At 42.8% G+C, this 16,687-nt stretch carries 12 protein-coding genes; all 12 read left to right on the forward strand.

The window, feature by feature from the left end; genetic code table 11:
- Positions 1 to 214 precede the first annotated feature (214 nt).
- The 12 genes from RGB74_RS02910 to RGB74_RS02965 all read left to right on the forward strand — a co-directional run bounded on the left by RGB74_RS02910 (position 215) and on the right by RGB74_RS02965 (position 16,669).
- Positions 215 to 1,033, forward strand: coding sequence for a sugar phosphate isomerase/epimerase family protein (locus RGB74_RS02910; RefSeq protein ID WP_310761495.1), 819 nt, complete (start codon positions 215 to 217; stop codon positions 1,031 to 1,033).
- Positions 1,034 to 1,047: 14 nt separating this feature from the next.
- Positions 1,048 to 2,106 carry a Gfo/Idh/MocA family protein gene (locus RGB74_RS02915; RefSeq protein ID WP_310761496.1) on the forward strand — a complete coding sequence of 353 codons (1,059 nt, stop codon included), beginning with the start codon at positions 1,048 to 1,050 and terminating at the stop codon, positions 2,104 to 2,106.
- Between the two features lie 18 nt (positions 2,107 to 2,124).
- On the forward strand, positions 2,125 to 2,877 hold the full coding sequence (locus tag RGB74_RS02920; RefSeq protein WP_310761497.1) for a sugar phosphate isomerase/epimerase family protein: 753 nt from the start codon (positions 2,125 to 2,127) through the stop codon (positions 2,875 to 2,877).
- Between the two features lie 506 nt (positions 2,878 to 3,383).
- Positions 3,384 to 4,358, forward strand: a complete 975-nt coding sequence (locus tag RGB74_RS02925; protein ID WP_310761498.1) for a LacI family DNA-binding transcriptional regulator — start codon at positions 3,384 to 3,386, stop codon at positions 4,356 to 4,358.
- 57 nt (positions 4,359 to 4,415) lie between these two features.
- The gene (locus tag RGB74_RS02930) at positions 4,416 to 5,786 is read left to right on the forward strand and encodes an ABC transporter substrate-binding protein (RefSeq protein WP_310761499.1); all 1,371 of its coding nucleotides are present in this window, start codon (positions 4,416 to 4,418) and stop codon (positions 5,784 to 5,786) included.
- 29 nt (positions 5,787 to 5,815) lie between these two features.
- Positions 5,816 to 8,764 (forward strand): extracellular solute-binding protein, encoded by a 2,949-nt coding sequence (locus RGB74_RS02935; protein ID WP_310761500.1) that lies wholly within the window; start codon positions 5,816 to 5,818, stop codon positions 8,762 to 8,764.
- Positions 8,754 to 9,644: a carbohydrate ABC transporter permease gene (locus RGB74_RS02940; RefSeq protein ID WP_310761501.1), complete on the forward strand. Its 891-nt coding sequence runs from the start codon at positions 8,754 to 8,756 to the stop codon at positions 9,642 to 9,644. The genes RGB74_RS02935 and RGB74_RS02940 overlap by 11 nt, the downstream gene beginning before the upstream one ends.
- 18 nt (positions 9,645 to 9,662) lie before the next feature.
- The gene (locus RGB74_RS02945; protein ID WP_310761502.1) at positions 9,663 to 10,541 is read left to right on the forward strand and encodes a carbohydrate ABC transporter permease; all 879 of its coding nucleotides are present in this window, start codon (positions 9,663 to 9,665) and stop codon (positions 10,539 to 10,541) included.
- 21 nt (positions 10,542 to 10,562) lie between these two features.
- Positions 10,563 to 12,581 (forward strand): YIP1 family protein, encoded by a 2,019-nt coding sequence (locus RGB74_RS02950; RefSeq protein ID WP_310761503.1) that lies wholly within the window; start codon positions 10,563 to 10,565, stop codon positions 12,579 to 12,581.
- On the forward strand, positions 12,574 to 14,865 hold the full coding sequence (locus RGB74_RS02955) for a DUF5696 domain-containing protein (protein WP_310761504.1): 2,292 nt from the start codon (positions 12,574 to 12,576) through the stop codon (positions 14,863 to 14,865). The genes RGB74_RS02950 and RGB74_RS02955 overlap by 8 nt, the downstream gene beginning before the upstream one ends.
- Complete coding sequence (locus RGB74_RS02960; protein WP_310761505.1) at positions 14,846 to 15,706, forward strand: carbohydrate ABC transporter permease; 861 nt, start codon at positions 14,846 to 14,848, stop codon at positions 15,704 to 15,706. Before RGB74_RS02955 ends, RGB74_RS02960 begins: the two co-directional genes overlap by 20 nt.
- 15 nt (positions 15,707 to 15,721) lie before the next feature.
- Positions 15,722 to 16,669, forward strand: a complete 948-nt coding sequence (locus RGB74_RS02965) for a carbohydrate ABC transporter permease (protein WP_310761506.1) — start codon at positions 15,722 to 15,724, stop codon at positions 16,667 to 16,669.
- Positions 16,670 to 16,687: the final 18 nt, after the last annotated feature.

A 16,687-nucleotide genomic window follows, 5' to 3' on the forward strand; every position in this document is an offset into this window, starting at 1 on the left:
ACCATCCGCATTGCCTTCAGAGCCATCGATCTACCAAAACACCCCTAATTACCTACAAATCTTTAGTTGTTATCCATTTCCAATAAAATTATAATGATAAATAATTCAACTAATCTAAATTTTACAAAAATACAGTAGACTTCATGCTGATCTTCGAAACGTTTCACCAAAACGACGATTCTTTCGGAAACACAGTAAAGGAGGGACTTTTTTCATGATGATGTTAACAGGCTTTGGAGATGAAGTTTCTTCAGAGCTAGGAGTACAGCTAGACGTACTGGAAGCAGAGGGCATTAAGCATTTGGATCTTCGCGGTGTGTGGGGTAAGAATGTAATTGAACTAACAGAGCAAGAATGGTCAATCATCAAAAAAGAAATCGGCAGAAGAGGTTTTCAAGTCTCCTGCATCGCGTCACCGATCGGAAAAATAGACATTCGTGAGGACTTTTCTTCACAGTTGAAAGAATTAGATCAAGTAATCAGTCTGGCAAAAGATTTTAACACCCCGTACATTCGCGTTTTTTCTTTTTTTATTCCAAAAGAAGACGATCCTTACATCTACAGAGATGAAGTGATCAGCCGGACAAGAGACATGGTGAAGAAGGCAGAACAAGCAAACGTCACCTTGCTTCATGAAAATGAGAAAGGGATATATGGTGATGATGCAGAGCGCTGTTTAGACCTTCTAAAAACCGTTGAATCTGCAAACTTCCGGGCTGTTTTTGATATGGCCAATTTTGTTCAATGCGGGGTAAAGCCCTATACCGACGCTTATCCCATCCTGCAACCCTATATTGAATATGTGCATATAAAAGATGCGCAATTTAGTAACGGAAAAGTGGTGCCTGCAGGCTATGGAGACGGTGAGATTGAAGAATTGATAGGCAAATTGAAAAGCGAAGGTTATGACGGCTTTTTATCATTGGAACATCATTTAGCTCCTGAAGGTGAATTCGCTGGGTACAATGGGTCACAGCTTTTCCGGCAGGCAGCTCAAGCTTTAAGAAATATCTTATCAAAAGTCCAAGTGTAAGAAGGAGGATGAAAATGACAACAGAGTTTCGATTTGGCATTATTGGATGTGGCGTGATCAGCCATACTCATGCAGAGGAGATCAGTAAAATTAAGGGAGCGAAGCTGGTAGCTGTAGCCGATGTGGTCGAAGATTGTGCGAAATCAGTAGCCCAAACCTATGGTGTTGATTGGTATTCGGATTACCTCGAGCTTCTTAAAAGAGATGACATCGATATTGTGAACATCTTAACGCCCAGCGGCATGCGAGCAGAGGTCGTCATTGAAGCTGCACGGCACGGGAAACACATTATTGCTGAAAAGCCGATCGATGTGACATATGAAAAAGCAACCTCAATGATTCAAGCATGCAGGGATGCTGGTGTGAAGCTTGCCGTTATCTCGCAGCATCGATTCGATATGTCAACGGTAAAAGTAAAGAAGAGTATTGAGGAAGGTAAGTTTGGGCGCTTAGTGCTCGGGGAGTGTGCTGTAAATTGGTACCGGACACAAGGGTATTACGACAGTGGCGCTTGGCGGGGAACGTGGGCGATGGATGGAGGGGGAGCGTTGATGAACCAGTCAATCCATACGATTGACTTGCTTCAATATTTGGTTGGTCCAGTTGACAGCGTTTTTGCTCACACGGCAACCCTCGCACATGAACGTATTGAAGTAGAAGATGTAGCGGTTTCGACGGTAAAATTCAAAAACGGTGCGCTAGGAACGATTGTCGGTACTACAAGTGCGTTTCCTGGACTTTCTGCTCGTCTCGAAGTTTTTGGTACAAACGGTTCAGCCGTTATAGAGCACGATAAACTCACTCATTTATTTGTAAAATCGAAGGATCCAGAAGAACAAATCAACAATTTAGCTGAAAAAGATTTAGACGCACATGATCCATCAACTGTTTTTGGCTATGCACATCGTTTGCAGATCGAAGACATGATGCATGCAATACGTGAAGATAGAGAACCTCTTGTAAACGGAGAAGAAGGTTTAAAACCACTCGAGATTATACTGGCTATTTATGAATCTGCTAAAACAGGAAAAGAAATCAAACTGCCTTATAAAACAGTGGAGGCAAACCGCTAAATAAAGGAGAGTTTTAGAATGATAGAAAAGTTTGGAGTACAGCTTTATACACTTCGTAATGAGATTGAGCAAGATTTGTTCGGCGTTTTAAAAGACCTGAAAAAAATGGGGTGGAGCAGTGTTCAAATATCTGCCCTTCCCCCAAAATATGATCCTCTTAATGTTGCTCAAACGTTGAATGAATTAGGACTAAAAGCAGCGGGCATGCACGTTTCGATCGATCGAATGGAAAATGACATAGGGAATGTTATTAAGGAAGCAAGGCTTTATGATACAAGAGATATTGTTTTTCCTTATATGACGGAAGAGATGCGGGCAGTTGAAGGGTATGAGCATGTGAAACAAGTACTTAACCAAATAGCGAAAAAGCATAAGGATATTCGGGTCAGCTATCATAACCATGATTTTGAATTTAACACGCTCATCAATGGACAATCAGCGCTGGAATATATACTAGATCCAGCAGAACAGAATCGTGTGTTAGCAGAGATCGATGTGTATTGGATCAAAAAAGCAGGAAAAGATCCATTGTCTTTTATCAGTCAATATGCGAACCGGATGCCGATTATTCATTTAAAAGATATGACGAATGATGAGCAAGAGACATTTGCGGCACTTGGGACAGGATCAATAGATTTTAAGCCGATCATCGATTGGGGAGAAAAATCAGGGATTGAATGGTATATAGTGGAGCAGGATGAGTGTCCAGGGGATCCGTTTGATAGTTTACAAACAAGTTACGAATATATTCAGAGGTTGTTAGCTAAATAGGCATATGACTTACGAGAGTGGGAATATTGTCTGATTATAGTTGGTGTAAATACCGATTGCATGGTTTAGGCAATCTGAATTGGACAAAATTTATGTCTGAGCTGACCGAGATCGGATAAAGAGGCGTCATTAGAGTAGAACATGACGATCCCGTGCGGGAGGAGATCTGGCAAGGACAAAACAAGGACTTTTATCGTAAAACATATCTGAAAAAAATTTCGGGTGTGGCAAATTCACTTCCTACCTAAAATTAAATAGATGTTTTAAAATATCATTATATTTCAAAATATTCAAAAAGTACTATTGTAACCGTTTACAATAATGCTTATAATAACTTTATTGAAACGTTTCAATAATTTGTAAAGGTTTTTATTTTTTTCTTGTTTATTGAAACGTTTCAATGAGAACCAAAATACATTTTTTTACTTATTTATCGAAACGTTTCTACGCGCGCGCTCGTCCTGTTCCTTTCAACACTTCTGGACGTTCCCAAAGGAGGGTGGTAGTTGGTCACTTTAAAAGATGTTGCGAAACGCGCCGGTGTCAGCGTCTCAACCGCATCCTACTCAATGAACGGAAGCCCTCTTATTACGCCCTACACGAAGCAAAAAGTTCTCGATGCGGCGAAGGAGATCGGGTATCGCACGAACGGGCTGGCCAAAAACCTGAAAGAAAACAAAACGAACATCATCGGATTGTTTTTGAGCGGTTTTACAGGTCCATTTTTCACCGACATGATGGAGGGCATTCAGGATGTCGTCATTCAAAACGGGTACGAGTTTGTTGTGTACGCATCAGATGACACGCATCGGCTCCTCGTTGAGCGGTATGTAGATGGCGCAATCATCCTCAATTACCACATGGAAGATGAATTTCTGGAATCACTCGCGAACGAGAAACTTCCTTGTGTTGTGCTAGATCGCGAACTTCAGAACGAGCACATCCATCCTGTGCTCTTGCCGAATGAGTTGGGCTCCAAGATGGCGGTCGATCACCTCATCAAAAAAGGACACCGAACGATCGGCTACATGGCGGGTTCCGAGGAGTCATACGATGGCGAGGCTCGGTTAAAAGGCTTCAAAGAGGCGCTCGAACAACACGATCTCCAATTTTCATCCGAAAAACACCTGCTACGCGCTGATTTTACCGAGTCGAGCGGATACACCGAGATGCGCGACTACATAAGCAGCGAGCCACGCCAGATTCCGACAGCATTTATTTGTGCCAACGATGAGATGGCGATGGGGGCGGTCAGAGCCATTCAAGAAATGAATGTAAAGGTGCCCGGCGATATTGCGATCATCGGATTTGACGATATTTACGTTTCGCAGTATTTCAGCCCTCCACTAACGACGATCAAGGTACCTCGAAAAGAATGGGGAATTACTGCTGCACAAACTTTGTTTAAAATGCTCGGTCAGCCTCAGGAATCCGAACCAAATCCGATCCAAGTGGAATGGATGCAGCGGACTTCCGGGTGATGACTTGAGTTTCATTTTAAAATAAATTTTAAAATTAAGAATTGGGGAGTGATAGCAATGAAAAAGATTTTATCGCTTTTAGTAGTTTTAGGACTCGTTTTCTCAATGGCTGCCTGCAGTTCTGATGAGAAAGCAAGTACGGATGGGGAAGCTGGCAAAGAAAAAGTAACGATTAAGTTTGCAAGCTGGACACTTGGAACGGAAAAAGAAAACAATCTAGACCGCCAGATGATCAAGGCGTTCGAAAAGAAATATCCGAACATCACTGTAAAAATTGATGAGTCGATCAGCACGACAGATTGGAATGGAACATTATCAGCAGCAGCTAGTGCTGGTAAGATGCCGGATGTTTTCGCATTGCCGCAAATTCCACTTTCATTATCTAACGACTGGTTGATGGATATTACAAAAATGACAAAAGACGATAAAGATTTTGCAAACGTGCCAAAAGCCGTTCAAGAATCTGCGATGTACAACGGTAAAGTATATGCCGTTCCTTACGCACAGCATTTCTTAGGTTATTTTGTGAACAAAGATCTTTTCAACGCAGCGAACTTGGATTATCCGGAATACGGAATGTCTGTTGATGAGTTCACGAAAGCTGTTAAAGATGTAACAAACGTAAACAAAGGTGTAGCAGGGCTTAACCAGCCGTTTTCAGTTGAAGATTGGTATCCAGCAGCTGTGAACAAAGATATGGGCTGGTACACATTGAAAGACGGTCAATATTCACTCGACAGCAAGGAATTCATCACAGGTATGAACCTTGCAAAAGAATTCGCAACAAACGGATACGCTTATGAAACGTTGAAAGACGATCAAAAAGCTAGTTTTAAAGGTGAAAACCCAGAAGAAGTATGGATGAACGGCGGAATCGCACTTAAGTTTGACGGGACATGGGGAACGACGAACTTAGTTGAAAACGCAAGCTTTGATTGGGATTATATCGGATTGCCAGGCGGAATGACGGGTCTGACAAATGACTTTGTTGGAATCTCTAAAACGAGCAAGCACGCTAAAGAAGCTTACTTGTTTTCGAAATGGATGTCATTCGGTAAAGAAGGCTTCACGAAGCGTATGAATATTGCAGACAAAGAAGGAAAAGCCCTGAACACGCTGCCGATCAACGCTGACAAAGAAATCCTTGATCAATATTTTGACATGCTGGAAGTACCGGGAATCAAAACAGCGTATGACAATTTAGATAACGCGCTTGTTGAGCCGGTTAAAACGGTGCCAGGCTACGTAGATGCTAGATGGGAAGCGCCAACAGGTGTAAAAGTTGGAGAAGAGCCGAACGCGAAAGTAGCTGTATTGATGGATAACATCGTAAAAGGCGATTTGAAAATTGAAGATTATGCAAAACAGCTTGATCAATTAGCAGACCAGAAAAGCAAAGAAGCACAAGAGGCTTTAAAAGATAAATAAAGCCAACGTTTAGGGGAGGTAAAACAAGTATGAAGTTTTTTAAAAGATTCGTTTGGTCGGTTATTATGCTGTTTTTGATCTTTCCACATGGTTTCGCATCTGCTGAAAATAACAGTAAGGATAAGCCAGTCAAACAAGTCGTGGAAGAAAACTATCATACCGTCCTCAAAACGTGGGAAAAAGAAGGGAAAAAGGGCGTCTCAGATTTTGAGACGTCCGTATCTCCTTCCCAATTCCTAAATGTGAACAAGAAAAATCTCCTGCCGAAAGCGAAAAGCAAGGGATACTTGAATCGTGTTTTCTATTGGCATAACCAAGAATCCGTTACCTATGAGATCACAGCACCAAAAGACGGATTGTACGAGCTTTCATTTGATTATTATCCATTAAGCAAAGAGGTTGTTCCAATAGAGGGCGCAATCCGGGTAAACGGGCAATATCCATTTTACGAGAGCAGAAGGATAGTCTTTCCATCCGTGTGGGAAAACGACCGCAAAACTTTCAAAAAAGACCGGTTCGGGAATGACATGATTCCGAAGCAGGTAACCGTTCCAAAATGGATGCGCTTAAGTGCGGAAGATGCGAGCCAGCTGCAGTCTGAGCCGTTAAAATATGAACTCAAAAAAGGAAAGAACACGATCGAGCTCGCGAACCTTAGCGGTGAGATGCTGCTCGGAAAAGTGTACGTTCATTCTCCTATTAAACTGCCAGCTTATAAAGAATATCTAGCAAACTACCAAAATAAAAAACAAGCAGACACGACCATTACGCAAGAAGCGGAACAAAACTATACGAAAAACAGTTCTTACATACGGCCTTTAGCGGCTAATGACTCATCAGCCATGCCGAAGGACACGAAACATCTGCTGCTTAACGTACTTGGCGGCGATTCATGGAACTCAAGCGGACAAACAGTCAACTGGAAAGTAAACGTTGAGAAAGAAGGTTTTTACAAGCTGACGTTCAAGGTGCTGCAAAATAAGAAAACAGGCGGGCCAGTGTTCAGAAAACTGCTGATCGATGGGGAAATTCCTTTTTCAGAAGTAGCTCCGGTTTCCTTTGCTTTCAATAAAAACTGGTCGAACGTCACATTAACTGACAAAAAGGACAAGCCTTATTTGTTTTACCTGACAAAAGGGGAGCACGAAATCGGATTAGAAGCAGATGCATCACCAGTTGAACCGGTTATTCATACAACGAACGACATTATGAGAGAGATGGAAGAGCTCACACTCGAGATCCGCAAGTTGACGGGTAATCAAACAGATGCTTCACGTGGATGGAAGATCAGCGAGTTCATTCCTGATATTGATAAAACGTTAGCCGGGTGGGCAGATCGCCTCCAAAAAGAACGTGATTATTTAAGAAGTCTCGATACATCGAAAGAAGATTCAAAAGATATCGTTTCTCTTGAAATGGCGGTCAAAAAGCTCAGAGCGTTAAGCAAAAAGCCGAATGAGATTCCGAGCAGACTTACAGAGCTTTCAGAAGGATCTTCGTCTGCCGCTCAAATGCTTGGTAACTTACTAGAAGAACTGCCAAAACAGCCGCTGCAGATCGATCGTTTTTATGTACACGGTGACAAGGAACTTCCGGACGCGGAAGCGGGATTTTGGGAAAAATTATTCGACAGCGTTAAAAAGTTCTTCCTTTCTTTCTTTTCCGATAATTATTCGGCGAAAGAAACAGATGATCAGACGCTAGAGGTGTGGGTGAATCGCCCGCGTCATTATGTAGAGCTTCTTCAAAACTTGTCCGATCAGAACTTTACACCGAAAACAGGGATAAAAGTAAAATACTCGATCATGCCAGAAGAGCAGAAACTCATTTTAGCGAGTGCAGCTCATAAGCAACCTGACCTTGCGCTTGGCATAAGCAACTGGCTACCTTACGAGCTTTCGATTCGAGGAGCTTCGGTTGATCTTCATCAATTTGATGACTTTGAAGCGTTCAGTAAGCAGTTTTCACCAGGCTCGTTCCTGCCGATGATGGTGGGAGATAAAGTGTATGCGATGCCTGAAACACAAGACTTTTTCGTTCAATTTTATAGAAGAGATATATTGGAAGCGCTGAATCTTCCTGTTCCTGATACGTGGGATGACGTGATCAGCATTTTGCCTGAGCTGCAGCGCTATGGAATGAACTATTATACACCGATGGCTGGTGCGACAGGGTTTAAGCCGTTCCAGGCAACGACGCCATTCATCTATCAATTCAATGGTGATCTGTATGGGAAAAACGGCATGAGTACGGCGATTGGAAGTGAAGCATCGTTAAAAGGGATCCAGTTCATGACAGATCTGAACACGATTTACAGCATGCCGCTTCAAGTACCGAACTTTTACAATCATTTCAGATACTCAACGCTGCCGATTGGGATCGCGAATTTTACAACGTATATACAGCTAAAGTCAGCTGCTCCAGAGATCGCAGGGTGGTGGAATATCGCTCCGCAGCCTGGTGTGAAGCAAAAAGATGGAACCGTTGCACGATGGGCACCGGGATCTGGCCAGTCCGCGATGATCTTTAAAGGCACGAAGGATAAACAAAAATCGTGGAAGCTTTTAAAATGGTGGCTTTCTGAAGATACACAAACCGAGTTCGCAACATCACTGCAAACGATGTATGGACCGGAATACATGTGGAACACGTCGAACATTGAAGCATTCAAAAAGCTTCCTTGGCCTGAGCAAGATAAAGAAACGATTCTAAAGCAGTGGGAGTATTTGCACGAAGTTCCGAAAAACCCTGGCTCCTATATGATCGAGCGGGAGCTGAGCAACATATGGAACCGAATCGTATTTGACGGTGTGAATACACGGTCAGCAGTGGATGACTCTGTGATCTCGATCAATCGGGAAATCAGCCGGAAAATGGAGGAGTTCGGGTATATGAAGGACGGAAAAATGGTCAAGCCGTATCCGATCCCTACGATAGAAGAAGTGGAAAGTTGGGCAGGTGATAAAGATGATAAATAAAAAACGGGATCATTCACATTGGGTCTTCTTAAGTCCATACATTATCTTTTTTACGACGTTTATCATCATACCTGTTGCAGCAGCGATCCTTTTATCGTTTACGTACTTTAATGCGATCGAAAAACCGACGTTCATCGGATTGAGCAACTATGTGGGTCTCATCACGCAAGATGAGGTTTTCATGCAGAAAGTATTGCCGAACACGCTGACCTTCGCACTGATCGTAGGTCCTGGCGGGTATATTCTTTCCTTTATACTCGCGTGGGCGCTTGCTCAAATCCCGAGTAAAATGAGGACGGTTCTGGCGCTGATCATCTATTCGCCGTCAATGACTGCAGGTGTTGCGATGGCCGTTGTATGGACGATCATTTTCAGCGGGGATGAAACGGGATATTTAAACAGCTTATTAATCACAATGGGCGTTTTGTTTGAGCCGATCCAATGGCTGCAGTCTCCCGAATATTTAATGAAAATCATGATTTTTGTCACACTTTGGGGAAGCATGGGTGTCGGATTCCTGGCCATGCTCTCAGGTGTACTGAACATCAATACCGAAATTTATGAAGCCGGATATATCGACGGAATCAACAACCGGTTTCAAGAAATCATCTATATCACGATCCCATCCATGAAGCCGCAAATGCTATTTGGCGCAGTGATGGCGGTCGTTGGAACGTTTCAGGCAGGTGCGATCGGGGTAGCTCTATCAGGCGCAAACCCGACTCCGCAAAACGCAGGACAGCTCATGGTAAACCATCTGGAAGACTATGGATTCATCCGCTACGAAATGGGCTATGCGGCAGCGATTTCCGTTGTTCTTTTAATCGTTGTCTATGCGTTTTCGAAAGTAGCCTGGAGATTGTTTGGAGAAAAAGACTAACAACAAGGAGTGAACGACATGTCATCCTTTCAAGGAACGAAGATGAATCCGTCAAAGTTTCATAAAAGTCAGATCAAGTTCCTTCTCTTTTTGATCCCATTGGCTGTGTTTATGGCTTTGCCGATTGTTTTTATTTTTTTCCACGCGTTTAAACCGATCGATGAATTGTTCGCCTATCCGCCAAGGTTCTTTGTGGACAAGCCGACAATGCAAAACTTTACCGATCTGTTCACAAAAACAAATGATACAGGCGTTCCGATGTCGCGCTTTTTATTTAACAGCGTTGTCATCACCGTTATCGTCGTTTTTTTAACCGTTGTCATCAGCACGATGGCTGGATACGCGTTATCTAAGAAAGATTTCAAAATGAAAAAAGCGATCTTTGAAATCAACACGCTTGCCTTAATGTTCGTTCCAGCAGCCGTTGCAATTCCAAGGTATCTTATAATTGAAAAATTACAGCTTATCAATACATTTACTGTGCATATTCTGCCGCTCTTAGCGATGCCGATCGGTCTGTTTTTAGTAAAGCAGTTCATCGACCAGATTCCGGATGAATTGATAGAAGCCGCGAAGCTGGATGGAGCGTCCGATTTTAAAATATTCACGAAGATCATCGTTCCTCTCGTCAAACCGGCAATCGCAACAATTGCCATCCTGTCTTTTCAGCTCGTCTGGAACAGTATTGAAAGCTCGTCACTTTATGTGAACGATGAAACGCTAAAAACTTTCTCGTTTTACATGTCGACACTCACTTCACAAGTGACGGGGAATAATGTGGCCGGGCAAGGGATGGCTGCAGCAGCATCACTAATCATGTTTGTTCCGAACTTAATTATCTTTATCATTCTGCAGAGCCAGGTTATGAACACAATGGCGCATTCTGGAATTAAGTAAATCGTTAAGGAGGGGGGAGAAATGAAGCATTACGCAAGAATCATTTTAGCCGCTATTGTATTCATACTGGTTCCGTTACAGTCCATTGCTTCAGCTTCTGTCCCATATCAGACAGAAACATTGTCAGCCGATGGAAAAGTTATTGAAACCCAGACCGCTTATACACCACTCGGAAACTTGTTGGAGGACGCTGACATCACAAGTCCGGAAGACATCTTTGTGGATGATGACGGTAAAATTTATGTGGTCGATTCTGGTGCCAAAAAAGTATTTGTTGCCGATCAGAACGGAAAAAAGACAGCTGAGATCGGCGCGGGCATTCTTCAAAATCCAACAGGGGTGTATGTCGATAAAGATGGCGCGGTCTATGTGGCGGATTATGAAAAAGAAAAAGTGTTCCGCTTTTCTAAAGATGGGAAGCTTGAAAAAGAATACGGAAAGCCGGATTCACCGCTTTTCGGAAAAAGTTCTTCTTTTAAACCGCAAAAAGTTGGTGTGGACCGCCGCGGCAATCTATTTGTCATCTCTGAAGGATCGACGAACGGGATTATCCAGCTCAGCCGTGAAGATACGTTTCTCGGATACTACGGTGTAAATAGTACGGAAGCTAGTTTTAAAAATTTTGTTTCTAAGCTGTTAACGTCTGAGAGCCAGAAAGCGCGCATGTTCATGAAGCTCCCGCCAGCCCCGGATAACATCGCGATCGACAGCAAAGGGCTTATCTACTCGGTAACGGAAGGAACGAAGAACGAAGTCATCAAAAAGCTGAACGTCGCCGGAAAGAACATGCTCTATGAAGATGTATCAATCATTACGTCCTTTCAAGATATTGCGGTTGATAAGGACGGAAACATGTTCGTTGTCAGCAGTTCAGGTGAAATCTATGAACATGACAGCTTCGGCAATCTATTATTTATTTTTGGCGGAAAAGATGATGGATCAAATCGTCTCGGCCTGTTCAAACAGCCAACAGGGATCGCAGTCGACAAAAACGGACGCCTATATGTAACAGATAAAGAACGAGGTTTGATTTCCGTATTCGAATCTACTGCCTTTTCAAAACAAGTGCATCAAGGAATCGCACTCTTTAAAGAAGGCAAGTATATCGAGAGCCGTAAATATTGGGAATCCGTTCTGGAGCTGAACTCTTCGTTCGGTCTCGCGCATTCAGCAATGGGATCGGCGTATTACAAACAGCAAGACTATGACAAAGCATTAAAAGAGTTTGAGTTTGCTAATGATGTGTACGGTTATTCTGATTCGTTCTGGGAAGTGCGTCACGCGTGGATGCAGGAAAACCTGGAAACCGTCCTGTTTATCTTCATCGCGCTCATTGCTCTCTATTACGTACTGAAGTGGCTGGATAAAAAGAGAAACATCATGGATGGTTCGAGAAGAAAATGGGCGGCCGTAAAAAAGCGAAAACTGCTCAGAGAACTATTATTCTTGTTCCAGTTTTTCAAGCACCCGATCGATAGCTTTTATTATTTGAAACGAAAACGATACGCATCTGTCGCATCTGCCACGATTCTTTACGTTCTTTTACTGATCGAATTTATCGTGAGCCGTTTTTACACAGGATTCATCTTCATGCCCCCGGCGGGAGATGCAAGTCTATTAACCGAGCTGCTGAAGATCTCGGTTCCACTATTCCTGTTTATTACGATCAACTATTTAGTCAGTACGATCAATGACGGTGAAGGCAGATTCAAGGACATTTACATCGGTACGATCTATGCGCTTGCTCCTTATGTCGTGTTCAGCCTTCCGATCGTGCTGATCTCAAACATACTGACGTACAATGAATCATTTGTGTATGTGTTCTCGATCCGAATCATCTATGCGTGGTGCTTGATTATTCTGTTCATCATGATCAAGGAAATCCACAACTATTCGGTTTCAGATACGATCCGTAACATTTTAGTCACACTGTTCGGAATGGCGATCATGCTTCTTGTTGTTTTCATCGTGTTTGTCTTGATCGACCAAGTGTATGACTTTGTTTATTCCATCATAAAGGAGGTTGTTTTGCGTGTATAAAAAACTCTTAATCATACTTACTGTGCTGCTTTTGCCAATTACTGCTTTAGCCGCACAAAATGACAAGAAAACAGCAGACAAACCTCCCGTCTTAACTGAAAAAAATCAAAACGAAATGAAATACACAACATCTCAATTCACTAAACCAGAAACAGGGGGTCTGACCCCGGGACAGACCCCTAAACAAGAAACTTCATTTGAAGGGTTCGAAAAAGCAGCTGAGAACGAAAATCTCGTCCTTTATGTGAACAAAGAGTCGCTCGCGATTAAAATTCAAGACAAAAAAACAAAGTATGTATGGAATTCGGGTCTTGATCATCCTGAAAAGTACCGCTTGAACAAAACGTGGGAACAGATGGCACAGTCCGCTTTAACTGTAGAATACACGGACCGCAGAGGAAAAGTGAGAACCGAGAGCATCACCTCTAACAACACAAGACCAAGAGTAAGAGTGACCCAAAAAGGTTTTACCGCCAATGTTGATTTTAATCAGGCGAAGATCGAGTTTCAGATGGATGTTGAACTTGATAAGGATAGTTTAGTCGTCTCGATTCCTTATAACAAACTGGATGACGGCAGACGCACAAAGCTAATCTCGCTGAAAGTGTATCCGTTTTTAGGAGCGGTGAACGAAAACGATATAAACGGCTATATGTTCATCCCGGACGGAAGCGGTGCATTGATTCGGTACAACAAGAGCGGCAAAACCGCAGACGCTCCGTTTACGGGTGCAATCTACGGGAACGATGACGCTTTTCAAAAAACGGAAAAACAAGATGAAAAAGTTTCGCCAGTCGAGCCGATTAAAATGCCCGTTTTCGGGGCCGTTCATGGCGTGAAGCAAAACGCATTCTTAACGATCGTTGAAGAAGGCTACTCGTATGGTGATATCACCGCGTATCCGGCAGGCGTTTCAACCGATTTTAACTGGATCTCGTCACAGTTTCATTACAGACATTCCTACTACCAGCCGACGAGTAAGAATTTAAAGGGAATCACAGTCTATCAGAAAAACGCCAATCATTTTAACATCAAGCTGCGCTACATGTTTTTACGAAAGAATGATGCCGATTACGTAGGGATGGCACGATCTTACCAAGATTATTTAATAAAAACAGATCAGTTGAAGAAAGAAAAAGACAAAACGGGTGTCCGCCTTGAGTTTTTAGGTGGTGAAGTAAAAGAAGGATTGTTGTGGGATTCTGTTTTACCGATGACACCCATCACAAGCATTCCGAAAATGACAAATGAGCTGAAAAAGAATGACGTAGACAATATGTTCGTCGTGTACAAGGGATGGTCAAAAGGCGGTCTAACTGGAACTCTCCCAGCAAGATTCCCGTTTGAAAAGAAACTAGGGGATAAAGGGGAAGTGCAAGACACGATCAAAAAGCTCAAAAAAGAAAACGTTCCGATGTACTTCCATACGGATTATACAAAAGCGTTTGAGGGAGCATCAGGATTTTCCGGAAGTAAGGACGTCGCGAAAAAGGCAAGTTCTGAGACGATCTCTCACACGGAAAACGATAACAAAGTCTTTTACTTATCACCTCAAAAAACGCTCGAAGCTGCAAAGAATGATATATCGGATTACAAAGATTACGACATCTCAAATTTAGCTGTCGATACGAGCGGGTACACACTGTTCTCGGATTTCAGCGACAAAAAATCTTCACAGCGAAACAGCACGATTGAGACATATGAAAACGTGTTTCAAAACTTCAACAAAAGATTAGGGAACGTCGCATTATACGAACCGAACACATACCTGTGGAACACAACAGACCGATATCTAGACATCCCGATGTATTCGTCCAACTATGTCTACGAATCAGACACCGTTCCATTCATGCAGATCGTATTAAAAGGCTACATGCCTTATTACGCGCCATTTTCTAACTTTTATAGCGATCCGGAAGATCAAGTCTTACGGATGATCGAGTATGGCGCATATCCTTCGTTTTTATTAACGGACGAGCCTTCACATCTATTGATGAAAACACCGTCCAAAGACGTCTACACATCCGAGTTTAGCATTTGGAAAGACGACATCGCCGAGCAATATAAAAAAGTGAAGAACAGCCTAGGTACTGTTGAAGGAGAAACGATCGAAAGCCGCAGCGTACCGAAAACCGGAATCGTTGAAGTGATGTATTCAAACGGAACAAAAATCATCGTCAATTATACGGATTCTGCGTATCAATCAAGCAGTATTGAAGTCGCGGCAAAGGATTTTGAAGTCATCGAGAGGGGGGAACTAGCGGATGAAACGATTGAAAAATAAGAACAGCATCGCGGGTTTGCTTTTTGTTTCGCCATGGATCATCGGTTTCTTGATCTTTACCGCTTTTCCTCTTCTGTATTCTCTATATTTAAGTTTTCAAAAGGTGAAAATCACGACGAGCGGCATCCAGACGACGTTCGTTAAGTTTCAAAACTATCAATATGCGTTTACGGTCGACGGAACGTTTGTAGAGAAAGTGACCACGTACCTGAGGGAAATGGTCATTTCCGTTCCGATTATTATCGTATTTTCGTTAATCATCGCACTTCTGCTCAACCAAAAAATCAAATTTCGCGGCATGTTCCGGACGATTTTTTTTCTGCCGGTAATCATTGCGAGCGGACCTGTGATTAAAGAACTGATCGATCAGGGGATCACAACGATTCCTTCAATCGAACAATATGCGATCTATCAAGCGTTGAACGAAAACCCAGACGGATTTTTTAACGGAATCCTTCTGTATTTAATCAAAAATCTGATCGTGATCTTGTGGTATTCAGGCGTGCAAATCTTAATTTTTCTCGCAGCTCTGCAAAAGATGGACAAACAAATCTTTGAAGCAGCAAAAATTGATGGGGCAAGCAATTGGGAGTTTTTCTGGAAAATCACCCTTCCAAGCTTAGTTCCGATGATCATTGTCAACTTGATTTATACAATCGTTATGTATTCGATCTTTTCATTGAACCCGATCATTGAGCATATTCAGAAAAATATGTTCAAAGTGGACACTGGTTTCGGCTACGCATCAGCACTATCGTGGATTTACTTTTTGATCATCGCACTCGCACTTGTAATAACAGTCGGTGCCATGACGCTAAAGGGCAAGAAAAACTACACGTAAAAGGAGGTGTGGAAGATGCAGACAAAAACACAGCAGCTGGAGAAATATTATTTCAAATCGAAAAGAATGTTTTTAGGTATGCAAGGCACAGATGGACTGCTTTTTAAAATCCTGATCTATGGGCTCTTAGTGGGCATCGGCTTTGTGTATCTGTTTCCGCTTCTCTATATGGGCGTTTATAGCTTCAAAAGTCTCGATGATCTGCTGAATCCGCTCGTGAACTGGTTTCCGACTCAGTTTTATACCGGAAACTACGTGCAGGCGAACCAGGTCCTGAATTTCTTTTCCACCTTGGTTGAAACGCTTTATGTAACGGTTCTTCCAGCATTGGCGCAAACTGCAGTCGCTGCGGTTGTCGGTTACGGGCTTGCACGTTTTGAATTCAAAGGAAAGAAAATCATATTTGTTTTAGTGCTGACGACTTTTATCATCCCGCCGCAAGTAACGCTCATTCCGAGGTACATCTTTTTCAATGAGCTCAACATTCTCGGCAGCTTAAAAGCGTTCATGCTTCCTGCGACGTTTGGACAAGGGCTAAACAGCGCAATTTTCATCTTGATCTTTTATCAGTTTTTTAGAGCGGTGCCAAAAGCACTGGAAGAAGCAGCACAGCTGGACGGAGCGGGTCACTTCCGCATTTTCTTTACGATCGCACTGCCGATGGCCGTTCCTGCGATCATCATTTCGTTTTTATTCTCGTTCGTTTGGTACTGGAATGAAACGTATCTTGCATCGATCTACTTTGGAGATGCGCTCACAACACTGCCGCTTCAGCTGCAAAAGTTCGTTGCCACCTATCAAAAAATGTTCCCGGCTGAAATGGGACTCGGCGGAAATCAACTGAACGAAGGCATCAAGATGGCAGGCACTGTTTTATCTATTTTACCGCTATTAATCGTGTATTTTATTACACAGCGCTGGTTTGTCGAAGGTGTTGACCGATCAGGAATCACTGGAGAATAACGTATAAATAGGAGGAGA

The sequence above is a fragment of the Bacillus sp. NEB1478 genome (assembly GCF_031582965.1).
Taxonomy (GTDB): domain Bacteria; phylum Bacillota; class Bacilli; order Bacillales; family Fictibacillaceae; genus Fictibacillus.

Coding starts and splice junctions, on each gene's coding strand:
- RGB74_RS02910 (WP_310761495.1), top strand. CDS start 215: ATGATGATGTTAACAGGCTTTGGAGATGAAGTTTCTTCAGAGCTAGGA.
- RGB74_RS02915 (WP_310761496.1), top strand. CDS start 1,048: ATGACAACAGAGTTTCGATTTGGCATTATTGGATGTGGCGTGATCAGC.
- RGB74_RS02920 (WP_310761497.1), top strand. CDS start 2,125: ATGATAGAAAAGTTTGGAGTACAGCTTTATACACTTCGTAATGAGATT.
- RGB74_RS02930 (WP_310761499.1), top strand. CDS start 4,416: ATGAAAAAGATTTTATCGCTTTTAGTAGTTTTAGGACTCGTTTTCTCA.
- RGB74_RS02935 (WP_310761500.1), top strand. CDS start 5,816: ATGAAGTTTTTTAAAAGATTCGTTTGGTCGGTTATTATGCTGTTTTTG.
- RGB74_RS02940 (WP_310761501.1), top strand. CDS start 8,754: ATGATAAATAAAAAACGGGATCATTCACATTGGGTCTTCTTAAGTCCA.
- RGB74_RS02945 (WP_310761502.1), top strand. CDS start 9,663: ATGTCATCCTTTCAAGGAACGAAGATGAATCCGTCAAAGTTTCATAAA.
- RGB74_RS02950 (WP_310761503.1), top strand. CDS start 10,563: ATGAAGCATTACGCAAGAATCATTTTAGCCGCTATTGTATTCATACTG.
- RGB74_RS02960 (WP_310761505.1), top strand. CDS start 14,846: ATGAAACGATTGAAAAATAAGAACAGCATCGCGGGTTTGCTTTTTGTT.
- RGB74_RS02965 (WP_310761506.1), top strand. CDS start 15,722: ATGCAGACAAAAACACAGCAGCTGGAGAAATATTATTTCAAATCGAAA.